Origin of the sequence: Streptomyces sp. CB03238 (genome assembly GCF_002099185.1) — a bacterium.
Lineage (GTDB): Bacteria > Actinomycetota > Actinomycetes > Streptomycetales > Streptomycetaceae > Streptomyces.
In genome coordinates this window covers 223,514-240,898 of sequence record NZ_NBCN01000006.1, presented here as the reverse complement: position 1 = coordinate 240,898, position 17,385 = coordinate 223,514, and the positions used below count along the sequence as shown (strand labels likewise).

Annotated in this window: 20 protein-coding genes and 3 tRNA genes; 11 read left to right on the top strand and 12 right to left on the bottom strand. The window is 68.4% G+C overall.

Translation table 11 applies throughout. The annotated features are described in order from the left end of the window. Window positions 1-3 precede the first annotated feature (3 nt). The 4 genes from BKD26_RS12445 to BKD26_RS40195 all read right to left on the bottom strand — a co-directional run bounded on the left by BKD26_RS12445 (window position 4) and on the right by BKD26_RS40195 (window position 2,042). Window positions 4-429, bottom strand: a complete 426-nt coding sequence (locus BKD26_RS12445) for a GGDEF domain-containing protein (RefSeq protein ID WP_241518614.1) — start codon at window positions 427-429, stop codon at window positions 4-6. After that, entirely contained in the window at window positions 426-1,424 is a 999-nt protein-coding gene (locus BKD26_RS12440) for a DUF2637 domain-containing protein (protein WP_084897882.1), read from the bottom strand. Before BKD26_RS12440 ends, BKD26_RS12445 begins: the two co-directional genes overlap by 4 nt. Continuing rightward, window positions 1,421-1,621, bottom strand: coding sequence for a hypothetical protein (locus tag BKD26_RS12435; protein WP_347104758.1), 201 nt, complete (start codon window positions 1,619-1,621; stop codon window positions 1,421-1,423). Before BKD26_RS12435 ends, BKD26_RS12440 begins: the two co-directional genes overlap by 4 nt. A gap of 259 nt (window positions 1,622-1,880) precedes the next feature. Continuing rightward, complete coding sequence (locus BKD26_RS40195) at window positions 1,881-2,042, bottom strand: hypothetical protein (protein ID WP_179166516.1); 162 nt, start codon at window positions 2,040-2,042, stop codon at window positions 1,881-1,883. A 525-nt stretch (window positions 2,043-2,567) separates the two neighbouring features. Here BKD26_RS40195 and BKD26_RS12430 point away from each other — a divergent pair. Next, on the top strand, window positions 2,568-3,323 hold the full coding sequence (locus BKD26_RS12430; protein WP_084897881.1) for a helix-turn-helix transcriptional regulator: 756 nt from the start codon (window positions 2,568-2,570) through the stop codon (window positions 3,321-3,323). Between the two features lie 2 nt (window positions 3,324-3,325). Then, on the top strand, window positions 3,326-3,799 hold the full coding sequence (locus BKD26_RS12425; RefSeq protein WP_084897880.1) for an NUDIX domain-containing protein: 474 nt from the start codon (window positions 3,326-3,328) through the stop codon (window positions 3,797-3,799). Here BKD26_RS12425 and BKD26_RS12420 read toward each other — a convergent pair. Then, entirely contained in the window at window positions 3,787-4,359 is a 573-nt protein-coding gene (locus BKD26_RS12420) for an HD domain-containing protein (RefSeq protein ID WP_084897879.1), read from the bottom strand. The two genes, BKD26_RS12425 and BKD26_RS12420, sit on opposite strands and share 13 nt — an antisense overlap. Before the next feature lies 1 nt (window position 4,360). Beyond that, window positions 4,361-4,822, bottom strand: a complete 462-nt coding sequence (locus BKD26_RS12415; RefSeq protein ID WP_084897878.1) for a GntR family transcriptional regulator — start codon at window positions 4,820-4,822, stop codon at window positions 4,361-4,363. 308 nt (window positions 4,823-5,130) lie between these two features. Here BKD26_RS12415 and BKD26_RS39755 point away from each other — a divergent pair, with 308 nt between their 5' ends. After that, on the top strand, window positions 5,131-7,518 hold the full coding sequence (locus tag BKD26_RS39755) for a hypothetical protein (protein WP_143662641.1): 2,388 nt from the start codon (window positions 5,131-5,133) through the stop codon (window positions 7,516-7,518). Window positions 7,519-7,794: 276 nt separating this feature from the next. Here BKD26_RS39755 and BKD26_RS12410 read toward each other — a convergent pair whose 3' ends face one another. Genes BKD26_RS12410 through BKD26_RS12400 form a run of 3 tightly spaced genes read right to left on the bottom strand, consistent with a single transcriptional unit; the run spans window position 7,795 to window position 10,244 of the window. Then, a complete protein-coding gene (locus tag BKD26_RS12410) occupies window positions 7,795-8,310 on the bottom strand; it encodes a GyrI-like domain-containing protein (protein WP_084897877.1) in 516 nt (171 codons plus the stop codon). Continuing rightward, window positions 8,310-8,966: an SDR family oxidoreductase gene (locus BKD26_RS12405; protein WP_084897876.1), complete on the bottom strand. Its 657-nt coding sequence runs from the start codon at window positions 8,964-8,966 to the stop codon at window positions 8,310-8,312. Before BKD26_RS12405 ends, BKD26_RS12410 begins: the two co-directional genes overlap by 1 nt. A gap of 45 nt (window positions 8,967-9,011) precedes the next feature. After that, window positions 9,012-10,244 (bottom strand): amidohydrolase family protein, encoded by a 1,233-nt coding sequence (locus BKD26_RS12400; RefSeq protein WP_073753424.1) that lies wholly within the window; start codon window positions 10,242-10,244, stop codon window positions 9,012-9,014. A gap of 318 nt (window positions 10,245-10,562) precedes the next feature. Between BKD26_RS12400 and BKD26_RS12395 the strand changes: the two genes are divergently transcribed. From BKD26_RS12395 to BKD26_RS12370, 6 genes are all read left to right on the top strand, one after another. After that, window positions 10,563-10,635: transfer RNA gene (locus BKD26_RS12395), tRNA-Thr, on the top strand. A 44-nt stretch (window positions 10,636-10,679) separates the two neighbouring features. Further along, window positions 10,680-10,752: transfer RNA gene (locus BKD26_RS12390), tRNA-Met, on the top strand. An 85-nt stretch (window positions 10,753-10,837) separates the two neighbouring features. Further along, on the top strand, window positions 10,838-11,002 hold the full coding sequence (rpmG, locus tag BKD26_RS12385) for a 50S ribosomal protein L33 (RefSeq protein WP_003948671.1): 165 nt from the start codon (window positions 10,838-10,840) through the stop codon (window positions 11,000-11,002). An 84-nt stretch (window positions 11,003-11,086) separates the two neighbouring features. Beyond that, window positions 11,087-11,542 carry a MaoC family dehydratase N-terminal domain-containing protein gene (locus BKD26_RS12380; RefSeq protein WP_084897875.1) on the top strand — a complete coding sequence of 152 codons (456 nt, stop codon included), beginning with the start codon at window positions 11,087-11,089 and terminating at the stop codon, window positions 11,540-11,542. A 4-nt stretch (window positions 11,543-11,546) separates the two neighbouring features. Further along, the gene (locus BKD26_RS12375) at window positions 11,547-11,975 is read left to right on the top strand and encodes a MaoC family dehydratase (protein WP_084897874.1); all 429 of its coding nucleotides are present in this window, start codon (window positions 11,547-11,549) and stop codon (window positions 11,973-11,975) included. 330 nt (window positions 11,976-12,305) lie between these two features. Further along, the gene (locus BKD26_RS12370; protein WP_084897873.1) at window positions 12,306-13,364 is read left to right on the top strand and encodes a UDP-N-acetylmuramate dehydrogenase; all 1,059 of its coding nucleotides are present in this window, start codon (window positions 12,306-12,308) and stop codon (window positions 13,362-13,364) included. A gap of 4 nt (window positions 13,365-13,368) precedes the next feature. On the opposite strand, the gene BKD26_RS12365 is transcribed toward BKD26_RS12370, so the two are convergent. Next, on the bottom strand, window positions 13,369-14,004 hold the full coding sequence (locus BKD26_RS12365; protein ID WP_084897872.1) for an NAD(P)H-binding protein: 636 nt from the start codon (window positions 14,002-14,004) through the stop codon (window positions 13,369-13,371). Window positions 14,005-14,054: 50 nt separating this feature from the next. Between BKD26_RS12365 and BKD26_RS12360 the strand changes: the two genes are divergently transcribed. Further along, window positions 14,055-14,666 (top strand): TetR/AcrR family transcriptional regulator, encoded by a 612-nt coding sequence (locus tag BKD26_RS12360; RefSeq protein WP_084897871.1) that lies wholly within the window; start codon window positions 14,055-14,057, stop codon window positions 14,664-14,666. Here BKD26_RS12360 and BKD26_RS12355 read toward each other — a convergent pair. Both BKD26_RS12355 and BKD26_RS12350 read right to left on the bottom strand, forming a co-directional pair. Continuing rightward, window positions 14,663-15,682: an adenosine deaminase gene (locus tag BKD26_RS12355; protein WP_084897870.1), complete on the bottom strand. Its 1,020-nt coding sequence runs from the start codon at window positions 15,680-15,682 to the stop codon at window positions 14,663-14,665. The two genes, BKD26_RS12360 and BKD26_RS12355, sit on opposite strands and share 4 nt — an antisense overlap. A gap of 132 nt (window positions 15,683-15,814) precedes the next feature. After that, window positions 15,815-17,041: a pyridoxal phosphate-dependent aminotransferase gene (locus tag BKD26_RS12350; RefSeq protein ID WP_179166515.1), complete on the bottom strand. Its 1,227-nt coding sequence runs from the start codon at window positions 17,039-17,041 to the stop codon at window positions 15,815-15,817. Window positions 17,042-17,235: 194 nt separating this feature from the next. Here BKD26_RS12350 and BKD26_RS12345 point away from each other — a divergent pair. Next, a tRNA-Trp gene (locus BKD26_RS12345) sits at window positions 17,236-17,308 on the top strand. The last annotated feature ends 77 nt before the right edge of the window (window positions 17,309-17,385 follow it).

Sequence of the window (17,385 nt, the reverse complement as noted above, 5' to 3'; positions counted from 1 at the left end):
AAATTAACACCCTGGCAGTTCGCAACCCCTCCCGGTCCCTCCTCTCAGGACTGATCGTCCCCTCACCTGAGCATGGGGCACCCTCGGTAGTTCAGAGAAGAACTCATCCCCACCGAGCCGCCCCGCGACGCCGGATGTGCCGACGTAGTGGGCGAGCCGGTCGGCGGTGGCCTTCAGCAGCGCATCCCCGGCGGCGTGCCCGTACTGGTCGTTGATCTGCTTGAAGTGGTCCACGTCCGCCAGCACGACAACGGCCCTTGGGTCCTTCAGCAGCGCGGTTGCGCGTCGGGTGAAGCCCTCGCGGGTGCGCAGCCCGGTCAGGGGGTCCCGGCGGGCGGTGTGCAGGCGCCGTCGCAGCCAGAGCACGTGCGCGGACCATCCGGCCGCGAGTGGCGTGGTGGTGGCGAGGGTGGTTAACAGCGTGCTCATGCCGCCACCCCCTCGGACACCTCAGGCTCGTTGGTGTCGACGGGGTGCAGACCGCGGCCGTTTTCGCGTTCAGCGAGCAGCGCGTCCCGAAGAGCACGGGAGTTGGCGGCCGAGCAGTGCAGCGTCGTGCGGATCGCTTCCGCGTTGATCTCGCTGTCCGTCCACCCGGCAGTGACCTGACGGGCTTCGGCGAGCAGCTCCGCAGCCGTCCGCTGCCCCTTCGGCGCCTTGGCCTTACGGAACCGCTTGCGCGGCGGCTTCGGCGCCTCATCGGCTGGGGCGTCCGGCGGGAGGGGCGGCTCCGGTTCGCCCGGCGGCTGATCCTCGTTCGCGGGGGCAAGCTCGCCCAGCTTCAGCAGGACGCGCTCCCGGCGCGGGGTGCGCGAGCGCCACCGCCGGCCGTGCCGTTCCCGCAGCTCCGCGCGGGCAAGTTGCCGCTCCTTCTCCCGCTGAAGCGCTTCGGCGTAGGAGGTGATCTCCCACAGCGTCATCCGGCGCCACAGCGAAAACGTGGAAGGGAAGGCCAGCAGCCAGCGGGAAGCGCGGATCTTGTCCATCCGGCGGCCGGTCACCGCGCCGATCCGTACGGCGTAGATGTGGGCTCCGATCTCGGAGAACACCACCCACAGCAGCGGCATCGTCCCGTGCGCGACCCTGGCCCACAGACCGTGCCCGGCGGCGACGTTCAGGCCGCACGTGACCAGCGTCAGCGCCCACGGAACGTACCGGACCCAGGCGAGCGCCATGTCCATCCGGATCAGCAGCAGGTTCGCCACGGTGAACACCGGGATCGCGATGTCGATGCCGACAGGGAGCATCCACGGCTCGCCAAATCCCCACCGGGCGGCAGCAGCGGACACCGCATCGAAGGACGACGCCAGACCGAGAGCCCCGACACCGGCCGCGGCGAGCGCGGCAACACCGGCCAGACCCATCTCCGGGCGCGTCAGCGGCGGCACCGCCGGCCGCTCCATGACTTGTGTCGTGGTGCTCATGCCGCTGCCGCCTTTCGGGGCCGCGAGCGGCGGGCCGTGCGGTGAAGCGGGGTGACGTTGAACAGCTCCGGCGCGTACGCCTCGATCGCCTCAGCGGCGACCCGGCTCACGTCGTCCGGCAGGTTCGGGTTGTCGGCGAGGATGTCGCGGGCCGCGTCCAGCCGCGCCGCCCGCTCTTCTTCACTCTCACCCTCCACCCCCAGTCACAGTTCAACCGGTGTACCGAGGGCGAGTTCCACGAAGTCGGTGGCAGAGACGACCTGATAGCCGCCGATATACGTACGCATGGTGCTCTCCTGACGTTGGAGGGACACGGAAGCCCAGGCGGTCGCGGTGCTTTGGTGAGAGGCGACCAGCCCCGGCAGGTAGACCCGGTGGCGCGGTGCGGCCGGGTGAGTGCCCCGGTCGGGAGTCGAACCCGGCCTGCGACCGTCGGGGCGGTTGCTCGTGCGGCTCTCAGTCGACGAGTTCACAGATGGCGACGGTCCGCTGGAAGCCGTCGACAAGCCGGGCCAGGACCGCCCAGCGGCCCTGGAGCTTGATGACGCGGTACATGTGGCCCTGGTAGCGAACATCGGTGCCGAGCAGGTGCGCGTCGATGTGCGGCATACGCTGCATGGCGTTCTCCTTCCATCGCGGCCTTGTTGCCGCAGAGCCCCGGCCGGGAGTCGAACCCGGCCTACGACCATCGGGGCGGGGTGACCGCAACCGATCAGGAGCCAGCGCCACGAGGGCTCCGGCACCAGCACGGAGTGCGGTCGCGACGGTCATCACCCGGCCGTCACGGGGACGGGGCGCCACCCCCGTCGCTTTGCGCACTGTTGAGTTTTCAAAGAGCCTTCGCTTCCTTCGAGCCGACCCGCCTACGCGGAGCCCTCCGGGCGATGGGAGCAGCCCATGCGGGCACTCCCGACCGGTCGGATTCGCAGCCTCCGAGGCCGTGACCGATGCAGTATCTCTATTACAGGTACTGCATCGACTCCCGTCAAGCTTGCTGACGGAAGCTCCTGTTTCCGCGCCGGGATTTACTGGCGCACCATCAGAATCGCCTTTGGTCAGGGGCGTTGGTTACCCCACCGATGGACAGCTCGAGGTCATCTGGCTACCCTCAAGAGCTCCCTAGACGTCCCATCGGGAGTGGAGATGTCCAACGAGCGTTTGAGGTCAGCCTTGTTGGCGCGTGGCGCGACGATTCAGGATCTGGCTGAGGCCATCCAGGTCAACCCGAAGACCGTGGAGCGCTGGATCACGCAGGGCAAGGCGCCGTACCGGCGACACCAGTACGCGGCGGCGGCCTTCCTGAACGTGGACGTGACGACGCTCTGGGACGACTCGCGTGCAGTGGAGAGCGCGGCTGACTTGAGCAAGGCGGAGATTCTGACCGTCTACCCGCACCGGCACACGGTGCCCGCGGGGTTGTGGCGCGAGATGTTCGCGCGGGCGGAACGGCGTCTCGACGTACTCGTGTACTCGGGGCTGTGGCTGTCGGAAGACCTCATGTTCCTCGACATTCTCAAGGCCAAGTCCGCCAGCATCCAAGTTCGCATCCTGCTGGGAGACCCGGCTTGCCCAGCGGTGAAGCAGCGCGGAATAGATGAAGGTCACCGGATCATGGATGGAAAGATCCGGAACGCGCTGACGAACTATCGGCCCCTCTTTGATACCCACCCCGACATCGGGTTCAGGATCCACGACTCGACGCTGTACAACTCGCTGTTCCGGGCAGACGACGAGATGCTGGTGAACACCCACGTGTACGGCATCGGCGCCTACTTGGCCCCAGTCTTCCACCTGCGCCGACTGCCGGGTGGGGGCCTCTTCGATACGTACGCGAATAGCATCGAGCAGACCTGGGGAGGCGCGCGTCAGGTCACGGACCACGACATCACGGGAGACTGAACATGGGACGCATCGACTACCTGCATGCCCCTGACGCCCCGCCGGCCAACTCTGTGGTGCCGTCCGTGGTGGCGTTCGTCCAGGACGAGCAGGGGCGGGTACTGATGATCCAGCGGTCCGACAATGGCCGTTGGGCGCTTCCCGGCGGCGGGCACGATGTTGGCGAGTCCATCAGTGACACCGTGGTGCGTGAGGTCTGGGAAGAGACCGGCATTAAGGCCGAGGTCATCGACATGTCCGGGATCTACACCGATCCAGGGCACGTGATGCTGTACGACGACGGCGAGGCAAGGCAGCAGTTCTCCATCTGCTTCCGGGCCCGGCCGGTCGGCGGCGAGGTGCGTACGAGCAACGAGACGACACAGGTCCGCTGGGTCGCCCCGGCGGACCTGGCCGAACTCGACATCCACCCGACGATGCGACTGCGCATCGAGCACGCGATGGACCGTACGCGCACGGCGCCCTACATCGGCTGACGCTTGACGGCGGCGAGGCGCTCCAGGACGCGCGCCGTGCATGCCAAGATCTCCGGCTCAGCACGCCGGATGAAGGTACCGATCAGGCTGTCGACGCCGTACCGCCCGGCGATCTCGTTCACGCGGTCCACGGGATTCGTGGGCGTCCCATCCGGGGTGGTGTTCATGTCGCAGAAGCACAGCGCGTCATTCAGGTGGGCTTGGTCTCTGGGGAACTCGCTCTCCAGCTCCTCTCGAAGGCCGCGCGCCTCTGCTTCCATCCAGGCGCATGAGTGGTGCGCGACCAATCGGACAACCCGCTCGTCGGCATTGGCGACGTCCCGGAGGTACCGGGCGCCGTCCAGCGGGTGGAATCCGGTCTTGGCGAGGTCAGGGGAGTAGCCGATGTCATGGAGTACCGCCGCTGCCTCCAGCAGCTCGGCGTCGTCGCCGAGGACGGGGGCAATGATCCGTGCCCGCTCGGCGACGCCGTGCGAGTGCGCCCACCGGCGCGGCAAGGAATCGGCCAACAGTGACTCGGCGAGCAGGTAAGCCCACTCAGTCAGTCCGGCGGTCGTCACGCTATGAACGCTCCTCTCGGCCCGGCAGGGCCAGCACGGTCCGGGGCTTCCCCTGGCGGCTCTCCGAGAGCAGCCCATTGGCTTCCAGCTTGTCCAGGGCCTTGGCGACGGTCGGCCGCGAGACTCCGAAGCGCGAGGCCAGTGCCGAAGCACTGGGGAAGGGGTCACCCACGTTGAGCTCGTCAGCTCTGAAGATGTCTGCGATTTGCTCGGCCAGGGGCCGGCGGTCGCCCTGTTCGCCGTCCCGGACGACGCGCCAGCGACCACCTGGAACGGGCTCCGCTCGGCCTTCTGCCCGGAGGATCCCGAAGGCCCGGAGCACGACGCCGCGCGAGACGCCGTGAGCAACCATCAGCTCAGCGGCCGACGGAAGCTCTGTCATCGCAGAGTCCGCATCAATCTTCGCCTTGAGACCGTCAGCGATGTGCAGGAACGTTCCCCGCGGGTGAGCCTGTCTCGGCACCCCGCCTCCCTTCTAAGTCCGGCATGGTGGTCCCTAGCGGTCTATCCTTGCACTCCCCTCCCCAGGCCCCGAGTGCCCAGCTGAGTCCTTCGCCAAGTGCTGACACCGCGATTTGGCGGCGTGGATACCCCCTGGCCTGTTGCGAACTTGTGTCCGAGCTGCTCGTTGAAGCAGGAATGCTGAGCCAGGTTACCGAGCGGTAATCAAATGACCCGCCTTCCGTGACCACGCTGTTGCATGAACCTCGGGCAGGGCGGGGATCATCGGCGTAGTCTGATGAGCTAACTAGTGCGCTTGGGGGTGGCTTCATGGAGCCGATGTCCAAAGACGAGTTGGCGGCGAAGTATGAGGACCCGGAATTTCAGGGTAAGTTGTTTCGTCTAACCTCTATGGGCGAGCTTGTTGGTGCATGCCTGATTGCAAATAACTTCCGCCCTTCCAAAGAATTCTACGAGGCGATCAGGCTAACGAGCTACGGCGAGGAGAAGGTACAGCAATTCCTGCGCAAAAAGATTCCCTATCAGGAAGCCCGTCTGAGCTGCTTCCTTGAGTTCTCTTGGGTTGACCTTCTGGTGGACGTCGAGGCGACGGACGATGCAGTGCTTCAGCGTGCTATCGGTGATCACATCAAGAATAGGGATATGAATTATCCCTTCGTGTTCGGTAGGGAACTCTATGATCGCGCGTTCGAAAAACTCACGCTAAAGGATGAAACGGCGCACCCCAGCCTTAGTGAGACTCTAGAGTTTCTCGATGATACTCCGCAGGGTGTTTTCCAGGCTCACAACATGGTGACTGGGCCGTACGGCTTGTTGGACAGCGAGCAAATCCGCTTCTATTCCCCTGACAGGCATCCGGAGCTGATGCATTGTAGTGATGTAAACTGCAATAGATTGCATCAGGTTCATTTCGCCACTTCGCAGACCGCTTTGATCAACAAGCACCGGAGGGAAGTAACGCGAACCCTGCGTAGAGAGAGTGAAACTCCAAGCGCCTGGGGTTCCTTCCTTTCAGACCTCTTCAACAGCATCGTAAAACCCGCGCGTGACGATGTTGGGGACGCCTTGATTCCTCTGATCGGAGACGCGCTTACCGAAGATGAGCTCAAGCGATGTATTGAGTGGTTGCTTGACAAAACCAGCGGCCGTCTTAGAGCGCTGATGGAAGGCCTGGGGGTGCGCGGTAAGGCAGAGGACATCACGGCGCATCTAAATAGAGCAGAGATGATGCAGCTCGCTCTGACGCTCGGTGACAGAGATCTGATCAACTGCCTTGACTCGCTGGTTCATTCCGGTGTGATTCGCGTACCGAAAGATGAAGTCCGCACGCCCATCGTGAATGAAACTTCCTTTGGCAAGTTCGGTTTGACGGCCGAGCTGGGATCTCGCGGTGTACGCCTGCAGGCGCGAGCCATGAACGCGGCCCCTCTCCGGCTGCGGCATCTCATCGAGAGCATGTACAGACTCGATCGCGTTGATGATCGAGAGGAGTTGGACTGGCAACTCCGGTCTGAGGAAGCAGACTCGCTCGAAGCAAAGCTGGATATCTACCTGCAGAACAGGTCCCCGCGTGAGGTTCTGCAGGCGCTGGTTCTGGCTAGAAAAAGCAACGCAGTAACGGCGTGTGAAGTGCTAAGGCTTCGAGAGGGTGCCGCAGATAGTCCGGACTTCATCCCGGTAATTCTTTGGAAGCTGGGGTTCGGGTCGAATCTAAACCGGGACCCACACAAGCAGTTCTGGCGACTCCATGAAGACATGGAGCGGATGGTGAGGGGGAACCCAGGGAGTCCTCTCGGTCCCACTCTCGAACAATTTAGAGGAGCGGTTGCCAATTACTTCGTCGAACTAGAGACGGTGCTTGACGACAGCCTGTCATTTACCGTATGGGCCTTGACGAATGATCATATGACGAGCAAGCGCCCATTTACTTATAGGCCCGACGAGGAGATTGGCGCAGCACACGCGTGGCTACAGGAGGCGGCCACTCGATCCGGAGACAATGCGCTTGAATACGGTGATCATGTCTCTCTGTACGGATTGTGTCGCGGATTTCAGACGCTGGCTGCCGAGCTTGTGCGGATGGCAGGCGTGAGGGAAGATTACGTGCGTCCACGTCATGAAATCCCGGACTGGTCCCGACAGCAGCATCTTCAGAAATTTCCTTTTATGCGTACCGCGCCTTTCCTGGATCTAACTGATAGGGCCCGAGAGGCAATCGTCGAAAACTTGCACAAAATCAGCCGAACCCTAGTCAGTAACCAGGTGTACAGTGCAAGAAACGACTGGCTCCACGGAAGGCGGGAAGTGGCGCCACCTGACAGAGTGAGGTCCAGCCTGCACGCTATTGGATCCGCTGTGCAGGCTATCGAGGACGCAGGGTTCGCTCGGATCCCTTATGCTGTCAGTAGTCGCACTTCGGATGGGTACGGAAGAAGCGTTGCTACGCTGGCAAGCGCAAGGGACTTCGAGTTTTCCATCTTTAATCCGACACGGTACGATTGGCTGGGTCTTCCCGGCGTAGGTGACGCGGTTCATGTCATGAATGCGGCTGTGTTCTCGCCTCCGAATCACGTTCTGCGTTTCGTATCTGAGGTATCTTCCCCGTATGCAGAGATGTGGTCTGATTATCCAAAGCGTAAACCGCGCTCGCAGAGGGCAATCAAGTCAATCGACGCGACGCCCGCGCCGGAGGATTAGTTGACCTCCGTCAGTGGCACTGACCTACGCCTGGAGGCTTTGGGGCGCCGTGGGCCAGGTTGCTAGGGAGACCGACCAACACACCCGAGGCGCTCCGTGGACGACTCGTGGACAGCGGGAGGGGACTTCATCGCATGGGGTGACATTCCCGCAGGTCCAGCCGTGCATGTCACTTTGAACACCGGAGGCCAATCCTGGCGCCGCCACGTGATGAATGGCCCCTGATCTGCGGAAACGCGGACCAGGGGCCATTCGCGTGAAGAGGCGGGGACCGGTTCAGTCCGAGAGGCGGAAGGCCAGCTCCGTCTCCCACCGGGACGGGTCCGGCTCCACGCGCGGATCCGTGCGGTACGCCTCGATGCGGCAGCCCCACCGCTCGACGCCGTCCACCTCCCGCATGTCCCACTCCAGGCCCCGCTCGTCCGCCCACTCCCGCAGCGCGGCGGCCGCCGCCAACAGCCGCTCGGGGTGGCCGACATGCGTCAGCGTCGCGTAGCGGCCGGCCGGCAGCAGCGCCACGCCGATGTCGCCCTCCGGCTCAGGAAGCGGCGAGGCGACCGGAACGCCCGCCTCCACCTCCGACTCGCCCGCCATGGCCACGGTGTTGAAGCGGAAGAACGGCGCGTCCGCGACCTCGATACCCCGCGCCGCCAGCCACCCCACCAGCTCCGGCAGCCGGTCGGCGATGTCGGCGAAACCGTCCCACGTCACCGAGCGCCGCATGAAGACGTACGGCTGCTCGGCCCGCTCCACCACGACCGGTTCGGGGAAGGGCGACGCGGAAGGCAACATCACTCGCCCGCCACGGCCTTCACCGCGACCGCCACCGGCACCGAGCCGCTGACCAGCTCCAGCGTCAGCCCAGCCGTCGCCGGCGTCTCCACCAGCTCCGCCAGCACCGCCGCCACGTCGTCGCGCGGCACCGGCCCGCGCCCGGTCGACGCCTCCAGCCGTACGAGGCCGGTGCCGGCGTCGTTCGTCAGCATGCCGGGCTTGAGGATCGTCCAGTCCAGCCCGCGCTTGGCCCGTACGTAGTCGTCCGCCGCGCCCTTCGCCCGCAGGTACGCGTCGAAGACCTCGTCCCCCGGGCGGTCCGGATCGGCGCCCATCGACGACACGACGAGGTAGCGCCGTACGCCCGCCCGCTCCGCCGCGTCCGCGCAGAGCACCGCCGCGCCCCGGTCCACGGTGGCCTTCCGCTCGGCGCCGCTGCCCGGGCCGGCGCCCGCCGCGAAGACCACCACGTCCGCTCCCGTCAGCGCGGCCGCGACCATCTCCACCGTGGCCGACTCCAGGTCCATCACGACCGGTTCGGCCCCCGCCTCGCGCAGGGCGTCCGCCTGTTCCGGGTTCCGGATGATGCCCGCGACCTCGTGCCCGCCCGCCGAGAGCAGCCGCTCCAGCCGCAGGGCGATCTGACCGTGTCCACCAGCGATGACAATGCGCATGCTCTCGACCGTACGACGTCGAAGCGGAAAGCGCTCAGGAACCGGTCACGGACGGGCGTCCGGCCGCCCCTGGCGCGGCAGTTCGAGTGCGGCCGCCGAGTCGCAGTACTCCCGCACCGCGCTCGTCCGCGCCACCACCCGGCCGCGGTGCACCACGATTCTGCTGTACGCCAGTGACAACACGCCCGACAGCCGCTCCCCGCGCACCGCCAGCAGCTCCGCCGGAAACCCCGCCTCCACCCGCACGGCGGGCAGCCCCATCGCCTCCCGCGCGGCCCCGCTCACCGCCCCGTACGCCTCCGTCGGCCGCAGCCCGCCCTGCGAGGCCAGCAGGTACGCCGCCTCCAGCGGATCCGCCCGGCCCACCGGGTTGGCCACGTCCCGCAGCGCCCCGCTCCCGGCCGCCACCCGCACCCCCGCCGCCCGCAGCAGCCGCACGGGCGCGACGCCCCGTACCTCCGTACCGCCACAGCCGCCCTGCGGCAGGCACACGACCGTCACACCGGCCGCCGCGAGCTGGTCGGCCGCCCGCCCCACCAGGTCCCCGGGGAGCCGCCCCAGCGCCCCACAGGGCCCGATGGTGACCCCCGGCCGCAGCCCGCCCGCCATGGCGGCCAGCCGCCCGAGCCGCGCCGAGTCGTCGCCGTCGGTGTGCAGGTCCACCGGGCAGCCGTGCTCGGCCGCCACCTCCAGCACCGCCTCCGTGTACCCGGCCGGGTCCGGATCCAGGTCCGGGCACCCGCCCACCACACCGGCGCCCATCTTCACCGCGTCGCGCAGCATCGCGAGCCCGTCCGCCCCCGCCACGCCGGTCAGCAGCCGCGGCACGGCGACCGCCGTCAGGTCAGCCAGCCCGCGCAGCGAGCGCCGCGCCTGGAGGACCGCCTCCAGCGGGCCGAGCCCCTGGACGTCGTCGATGCGTACGTGGGCGCGCAGCGCGGTCGCGCCGTGCCCGAGCTGGAGCAGGGCGGCCTCGGTGGCGCGGCGCTGGACGTCCTCCGTGGCGTACGAGACGGGGCCGGGGCAGTCGGCGCTGAGCGCGGTGTCGGCGTGGCCGTGCGGTTCGGCGGGGGCGGGCAGCAGCAGGTAGCCGGCGAGGTCGACGCGGGCGCCGTGGGTGGGCAGGCTGCCCGCGGTGCCCACCGCCTCGATGCGCCCGCCGCTGAGCCGTACGTCGACGGTCCGGCCGTCGGTGAGGCGGGCGCCGCACAGCAGCAGTGCGGTGGTGTCGGCGGTGGCGCCCTCGGGCGGCTGCGGTTGCTGGCTGTCGGAGGACATCGGGCTCCTGGCGGGCTCGGTGGCTCGGTGGCTCGGTGGGTCGGGCGGTGGCTCGGGCGGTGGCTTGTGTGGACGTACGGGCACGATCACGCAGCGTGAGCCGAGCCTAGGGGCCGTCCGACTGGGCATCGAGGAGGAGCGGAATAGTCGTACTGGCGTGGGGCACGAGTGGCGTACGGGGCGGGAGGGTCGGGCGTCGGCGGAGCGGGCCGTGAGCCTCCTGTGAGCGGGCGTGGGCGCCCCCGGGAGCGGGCGGGATGGCCGACGGGAATCGGATTTGGGCGAACGGCGGCCGACCGTGTAATGTCTTCATCGCTCGCCCCAATAGCTCAGTCGGCAGAGCGTCTCCATGGTAAGGAGAAGGTCTACGGTTCGATTCCGTATTGGGGCTCTGGTGCGGTAGCCCTCACCTTCGGGTGAGGGACTCCGTATCAAAGCGGTGTAGCTCAGTCGGTAGAGCAAGCGGCTCATAATCGCTGTGTCACCGGTTCAAGTCCGGTCACCGCTACACACAGTAGCCGATTGTGGGGTCGGTCCTTCGATCGGCTACTCTTTTCTGCGTTCATCCGTCCATCCGTCCAAGGAGCACTCACGTGGCTGCCACCGACGTCCGCCCGAAGATCACGCTGGCCTGCGTGGAGTGCAAGGAGCGGAACTACATCACCAAGAAGAACCGGCGTAACAACCCGGACCGTCTTGAGATGAAGAAGCACTGCCCGCGCTGCAACGCGCACACTGCGCACCGCGAAACGCGCTGAATCAGGCTCGTACACGAGGCCGTCCCCGGTAGGGGGCGGCCTCGTGTCGTTTGTTCGAAGACACACCCAGGAGGTAGCGAGTCCATGGCGCTCGATCAGTCCTTCGTGGGGCGGACGTATCCGCCCACCGCGCCGTACGAGGTCGGCCGTGAAAAGATCCGCGAATTCGCCGAGGCGGTCCGGGACACGAATCCCGCGTACACCGATACGGAGGCCGCCAAGGCGCTCGGTCACCCCGATGTGATCGCGCCGCCGACCTTTGTGTTCGCCATCACGTTCAAGGCGGCGAGGCAGGTGATCGCGGACCCGCAGCTGGGCCTGGACTACAGCCGTGTGGTGCACGGCGACCAGAAATTCGCGTACAGCCGTCCGGTACGGGCGGGGGACCGGCTGACGGTCACCTCGACCATCGAGGCGATCAAATCGCTCGCCGGGAACGACATTCTCGACGTCCGCGGCGAGGTCCACGACGAGGCCGGTGAGCACGTGGTGACGGCGTGGACGAAGCTCGTGGCCCGTGCGGTGGCAGAGGAGGCGTGAGGCGATGACCGCGAAGATCGCATTCGACGAGGTCGAGGTCGGCACCGAGCTGCCGGCACAGAGTTTTCCCGTGACGCGCGCCACGCTGGTGCAGTACGCGGGCGCCTCGGGGGACTTCAACCCGATCCACTGGAACGAGAAGTTCGCCAAGGAGGTCGGGCTGCCTGACGTCATCGCGCACGGCATGTTCACCATGGCCGAGGCGATCCGGGTGGTGACCGACTGGACGGGCGACCCCGGTGCGGTGGTCGAGTACGGCGTGCGGTTCACCAAGCCGGTCGTCGTGCCGAACGACGAGACGGGCGCGCTGATCGAGGTCAGCGGCAAGGTAGCCGCGAAGCTGGACGACAACCGGGTGCGGGTGGACCTGACCGCCATGAGCGCGGGGCAGAAGGTCCTGGGCATGTCCCGCGCGGTGGTCCAACTGGCCTGACGGCCGGTGGTGGGGCGCCGCGGGCGGTCCCGTGGCGCCCCGCGGGCTCGGCTTCCTGGCTGTGTGACCCGGCCGGTCGGGTCGGGCCGGTGCGCGGGGGGCGTGGCCCCTTTGGGCTCGGCTCCTCCAGGTCGGCGGCCTTGGGTACGGGAAAGGGCGCCCGCCCCTTGCCGCCCACCTCTGCGGGGAAACGACCCTGCACGGCCCCACCCCGGCCGTCGTTCGTCGGACGGTGTGTCCCGCTCCTGAAGGTGCCCATCCTCTGCGGGGCCGGCCCTGCACCCGACCGGCCCCAGGGCCGTGTCACAGCCGCCCCGTAGTCTTGGGCGCGTGCAGGAACTTCATGACGCTCCCCTCGCCCCGCTGACCACCTTCCGGCTCGGCGGGCCCGCCGCCCGGCTCGTCACGGCCACGACCGACGACGAGGTCGTCGCCGTCGTGCGTGAGGCGGACGAGACCGGGACCCCGCTGCTGGTCATCGGCGGCGGGTCCAACCTGGTCATCGGCGACAAGGGCTTCGACGGCACCGCCCTGCGCATCGCCACCCGGGGCTTCGCCCTGGACGGTACGCGGCTGGAGCTGGCGGCGGGCGAGGTGTGGACGGACGCCGTGGCCCGCACGGTGGAGGCCGGGCTGGCCGGTATCGAGTGCCTGGCCGGTATCCCCGGGTCGGCGGGCGCCACACCGATCCAGAACGTGGGGGCGTACGGCCAGGAGGTCTCGGCCACCATCACGGAGGTCGTGGCGTACGACCGCCGCGCGGGCGAGACGGTGACCATCCCGAACGCCGCGTGCGACTTCTCGTACCGCCACAGCCGCTTCAAGGCCGACCCCGACCGGTTCGTCGTGCTGCGCGTCCGCTTCGAGCTGGAGGACGCGCGGGGGATGAGCGCGCCCATCAAGTACGCCGAGACGGCCCGCGCGCTCGGCGTCGAGCCCGGCGACCGCGTCCCGGCCGCCACCGCCCGCGAGACGGTGCTGGGGCTCCGCGCGGGCAAGGGCATGGTCCTGGACCCGGAGGACCACGACACCTGGTCGGCCGGCTCGTTCTTCACCAACCCGATCCTGGAGCGGGAGCAGTACGAGGAGTTCCTCGGCCGCGTCCGTGACCGCCTCGGTCCAGACGTCACCCCGCCCGCCTTCCCGGTCGGCGACAACGGCCGGGTCAAGACCTCCGCGGCCTGGCTGATCGACAAGGCCGGCTTCACCAAGGGGTACGGCACCGGTCCCGCCCGTATCTCCACCAAGCACACCCTGGCGCTCACCAACCGCGGCGAGGCCACCACCGAGGACCTGCTGGCCCTCGCCCGCGAGGTCGTCGCCGGCGTACAGGACGCCTTCGGCGTCACGCTGGTCAACGAACCGGTGACGGTCGGCGTCAGCCTCTGAGAGATCAGTACGCGACCGCCACCGGCTGCTTCACGGTCGCCGGATCGGCGGTCATCGCCAGCATCGCGTGGGCCACGTCCGCGCGGGAGATCTTCGCGCCGCCCCGCAGGGCGGTGCCCACCGCTGTGCGATAGCGGCCGGTCAGCGGCTTGTCGAGCAGTTGCGGCGGACGCACCGACGTCCAGTCCGTCGCGCTGCGCCGCATGTCGTCCTCCATGACCCGGAGGTCGTCGTAGTGGTCGCGCAGCACGCGCGAGACGACCGGGGTCGCGATCCGCAGGAAGAGCGTCTCGTTCTCCGGCACCGGGCCGAGCGGCGCCGCGCTCACTGCCAGGAACCGACGGGTGCCCTCCGCCTCCAGCGCCCGCAGGATCGGGCGCGTCAGCGCAGACGCGACGCCGACCTGCTTGCGGGTGCGCGGGCCGAGCCCCGACAGCACCGCGTCCCGCCCCGCGACCGCCGGGCGCAGCGCCTCCGGGTCGTCGAACCGGGCCGCCGTGACGACCTCCAGGCGCTCGCCGGTCACCGACAGCCGCGCCGGGTCGCGCACCACCGCCGTGACGTGATGGCCCGCCGCCAGGCCCTGGCGGACGATCTCCTGCCCTATGCCGCCGGTCGCTCCGAACACGGTCAGCTTCATGGTCCCCCTCCACAGGTGGGTGAGTGCTCACTCACCCCTAGAGTGGGTGGGTGACCACTCACCCGTCAAGCGCCAAGCCCGCCCGGGAACGGATCCTCGACGCCGCCCACGCCCTCTGGCTCGACGTCGGGCTCGCCCGTACGACCACGAAGGAGATCGCCAAGGCGGCACAGTGCTCCGAGGCGGCGCTGTACAAGTACTACGGCAGCAAGGAAGAGCTCTTCATCGGCGTCCTGCGCGAGCGCCTGCCCCGCCTCGCCCCGCTGCTCCACAGCCTCGCCGCCGACCCCGGCGACCGCGGCATCGAGGAGAACCTCACCGAGATCGCCCGCCAGGCCGCGTACTTCTACGCCCAGAGCTTCCCGATCGCCGCCTCCCTGTACGCCGAGACCAGACTGAAGGCCCGCCACGACGCCGCCATGCGCGACCTCGGCACGGGGCCGCACCTGCCCATCGAGGCCCTGGACGCCTACCTGCGCGCCGAGCGCGCCGCCGGACGTATCCGCGCGGACGCCGACACCTTCGCGGCCGCCTCCCTGCTCCTCGGCGCGTGCGCGCAGCGCGCCTTCGCGTACGACGCGACGGTCGGCAAGGAACCTCCGCAGGACGTGGACGCCTTCGCCGCCGGCCTCGCCCGCACGCTGCTGGCGGGGATCGGCTAACCGGCCAGCCAGTCGTCGATGCCCGCCAGCAGCTTCGCCCTGACCTCCTCGGGCGCCGCCGAACCGCGCACCGACTGGCGGGCCAGCTCCGCCAGCTCCTCGTCCGTGAAGCCGTGGTGGACGCGGGCGATCTCGTACTGCGCCGCCAGCCGGGAACCGAAGAGCAGGGGGTCGTCGGCTCCGAGGGCCATCGGGACGCCCGCCTCGTACAGCGTCCGCAGCGGGACCTGCCCGGGCTTCTCGTACACGCCCAGCGCGACGTTCGACGCGGGACACACCTCGCACGTCACGCCCTTCTCGGCCAGCCGCCGCAGCAGCCGCGGGTCCTCCGCCGCCCGCACCCCGTGCCCGATGCGCGCCGCCCGCAGGTCGTCCAGGCAGTCCCGTACGGAGGCGGGGCCGGTCAGCTCGCCCCCGTGCGGCACCGCCAGCAGGCCGCCCTCGCGCGCGATCGCGAACGCCCGGTCGAAATCGCGCGCCATGCCGCGCCGCTCGTCGTTCGACAGCCCGAACCCGACCACCCCCCGGTCCGCGTACCGCACGGCGAGGCGCGCCAGCGTACGGGCGTCCAAAGGGTGCTTCATACGGTTCGCCGCCACCAGGACCCGCATCCCCAGGCCGGTCTCGCGCGACGCCGTGTCCACGGCGTCCAGGATGATCTCCAGTGCCGGGATCAGCCCGCCCAGACGAGGTGCGTACGAGGTCGGGTCCACCTGGATCTCCAGCCACCCGGAGCCGTCCCTGACGTCCTCCTCGGCCGCCTCGCGCACCAGCCGCTGGATGTCCTCGGGCGTGCGCAGGCAGGACCGGGCGATGTCGTACAGCCGCTGGAAGCGGAACCAGCCCCGCTCGTCGGTCGCCCGCAGCTTCGGAGGCTCACCACCGGTCAGCGCCTCGGGCAGATGGACGCCGTACTTGTCGGCGAGCTCCAGCAGCGTCGCGGGCCGCATCGACCCGGTGAAGTGCAGGTGCAGATGGGCCTTGGGCAACAGCCGCAGATCTCGAAGGTGCTCCATCTGGGGATCTTGCCAAACCGGCCGCCCGCGCGGGAGCCCCTTTCGGCCGCCTTTCACCGATCGGGTGCTCGCGGGAACGGAAAAGCGGGCCCCCGGATCAGGGGCCCGCTCAGTTGCTTTTCCAGTAACTGCTCAGTCGCGCGCTTCCGCCAGCAGCTTCTGCATCCGCGACACACCCTCCACCAGGTCCTCGTCACCCAGCGCGTACGACAGCCGCAGGTAGCCCGGCGTACCGAACGCCTCACCCGGGACGACCGCCACCTCGGCCTCGTCCAGGATCAGCGCCGCCAGCTCCACCGACGTCTGCGGGCGCTTGCCGCGGACCTCCTTGCCCAGCAGCCCCTTGACCGACGGGTACGCGTAGAACGCGCCCTCCGGCGTCGGGCAGTAGACGCCCTCGATCTCATTGAGCATCCGCACCATGGTCTGGCGGCGGCGGTCGAACGCGGCGCGCATCTCCGCGACCGCGTCCAGGCTGCCGGACACGGCGGCCAGCGCGGCGACCTGCGCGACGTTCGACACGTTGGACGTGGCGTGCGACTGGAGGTTCGTCGCGGCCTTCACCACGTCCTTCGGGCCGATGATCCACCCCACGCGCCAGCCGGTCATGGCGTACGTCTTGGCGACACCGTTGACGACGATGCACTTGTCGCGCAGCTCGGGCAGCAGCGCCGGCAGGGAGGTGAACGTCGCGTCGCCGTACACCAGGTGCTCGTAGATCTCGTCCGTCAGCACCCACAGGCCGTGCTCGACGGCCCAGCGGCCGATCGCCTCGGCATCGGCCTGGCTGTAGACGGCGCCGGTCGGGTTGGACGGGGAGACGAACAGGACGACCTTGGTCCGCTCCGTACGGGCCGCCTCCAGCTGCTCCACGGAGACGCGGTAGCCGGTGGTCTCGTCGGCGACGACCTCCACCGGGACACCGCCGGCGAGGCGGATCGACTCGGGGTACGTCGTCCAGTACGGGGCCGGGACGATGACCTCGTCGCCCGGGTCCAGGATCGCGGCGAACGCCTCGTAGATCGCCTGCTTGCCGCCGTTGGTCACCAGCACCTGCGAGGCGTCGACCTCGTAACCGGAGTCCCGCAGCGTCTTCGCGGCGATCGCGGCCTTCAGCTCGGGAAGACCGCCGGCCGGCGTGTAGCGGTGGTACTTGGGGTTACGGCAGGCCTCGATCGCCGCCTCGACGATGTAGTCGGGCGTCGGGAAGTCGGGCTCACCCGCGCCGAAGCCGATCACCGGACGCCCGGCGGCCTTGAGGGCCTTGGCCTTGGCGTCGACGGCGAGGGTCGCGGACTCGGAGATCGCGCCGACTCGGGCGGAGACCCGGCGCTCGGTGGGAGGGGTTGCAGCGCTCATGCGGCCCATCGTCCCAGACCCCGAAGAGGCGCGGCACACAGGTTTCGCTGTACGGACAGCGGGTGGCCAATGGGGTGCGCGGGACGTGTCAGGAGCTATCTGTTCGACGCGGCGCCGCTGACCACGTACACTCTCTGCTCGTTGGCCCTCACCGACCACCTCCATGGATGCGGTAGGTTGGGGGAGAACGACAAAGGGTCGTAGCTCAATTGGTAGAGCACCGGTCTCCAAAACCGGCGGTTGGGGGTTCAAGTCCCTCCGGCCCTGCTACACACACCGCCAGGTTGTGTGCGCAGGTATGTACTTCATTGCACCGCCGTGCGGCTCCACCCGGGCGCGGCACG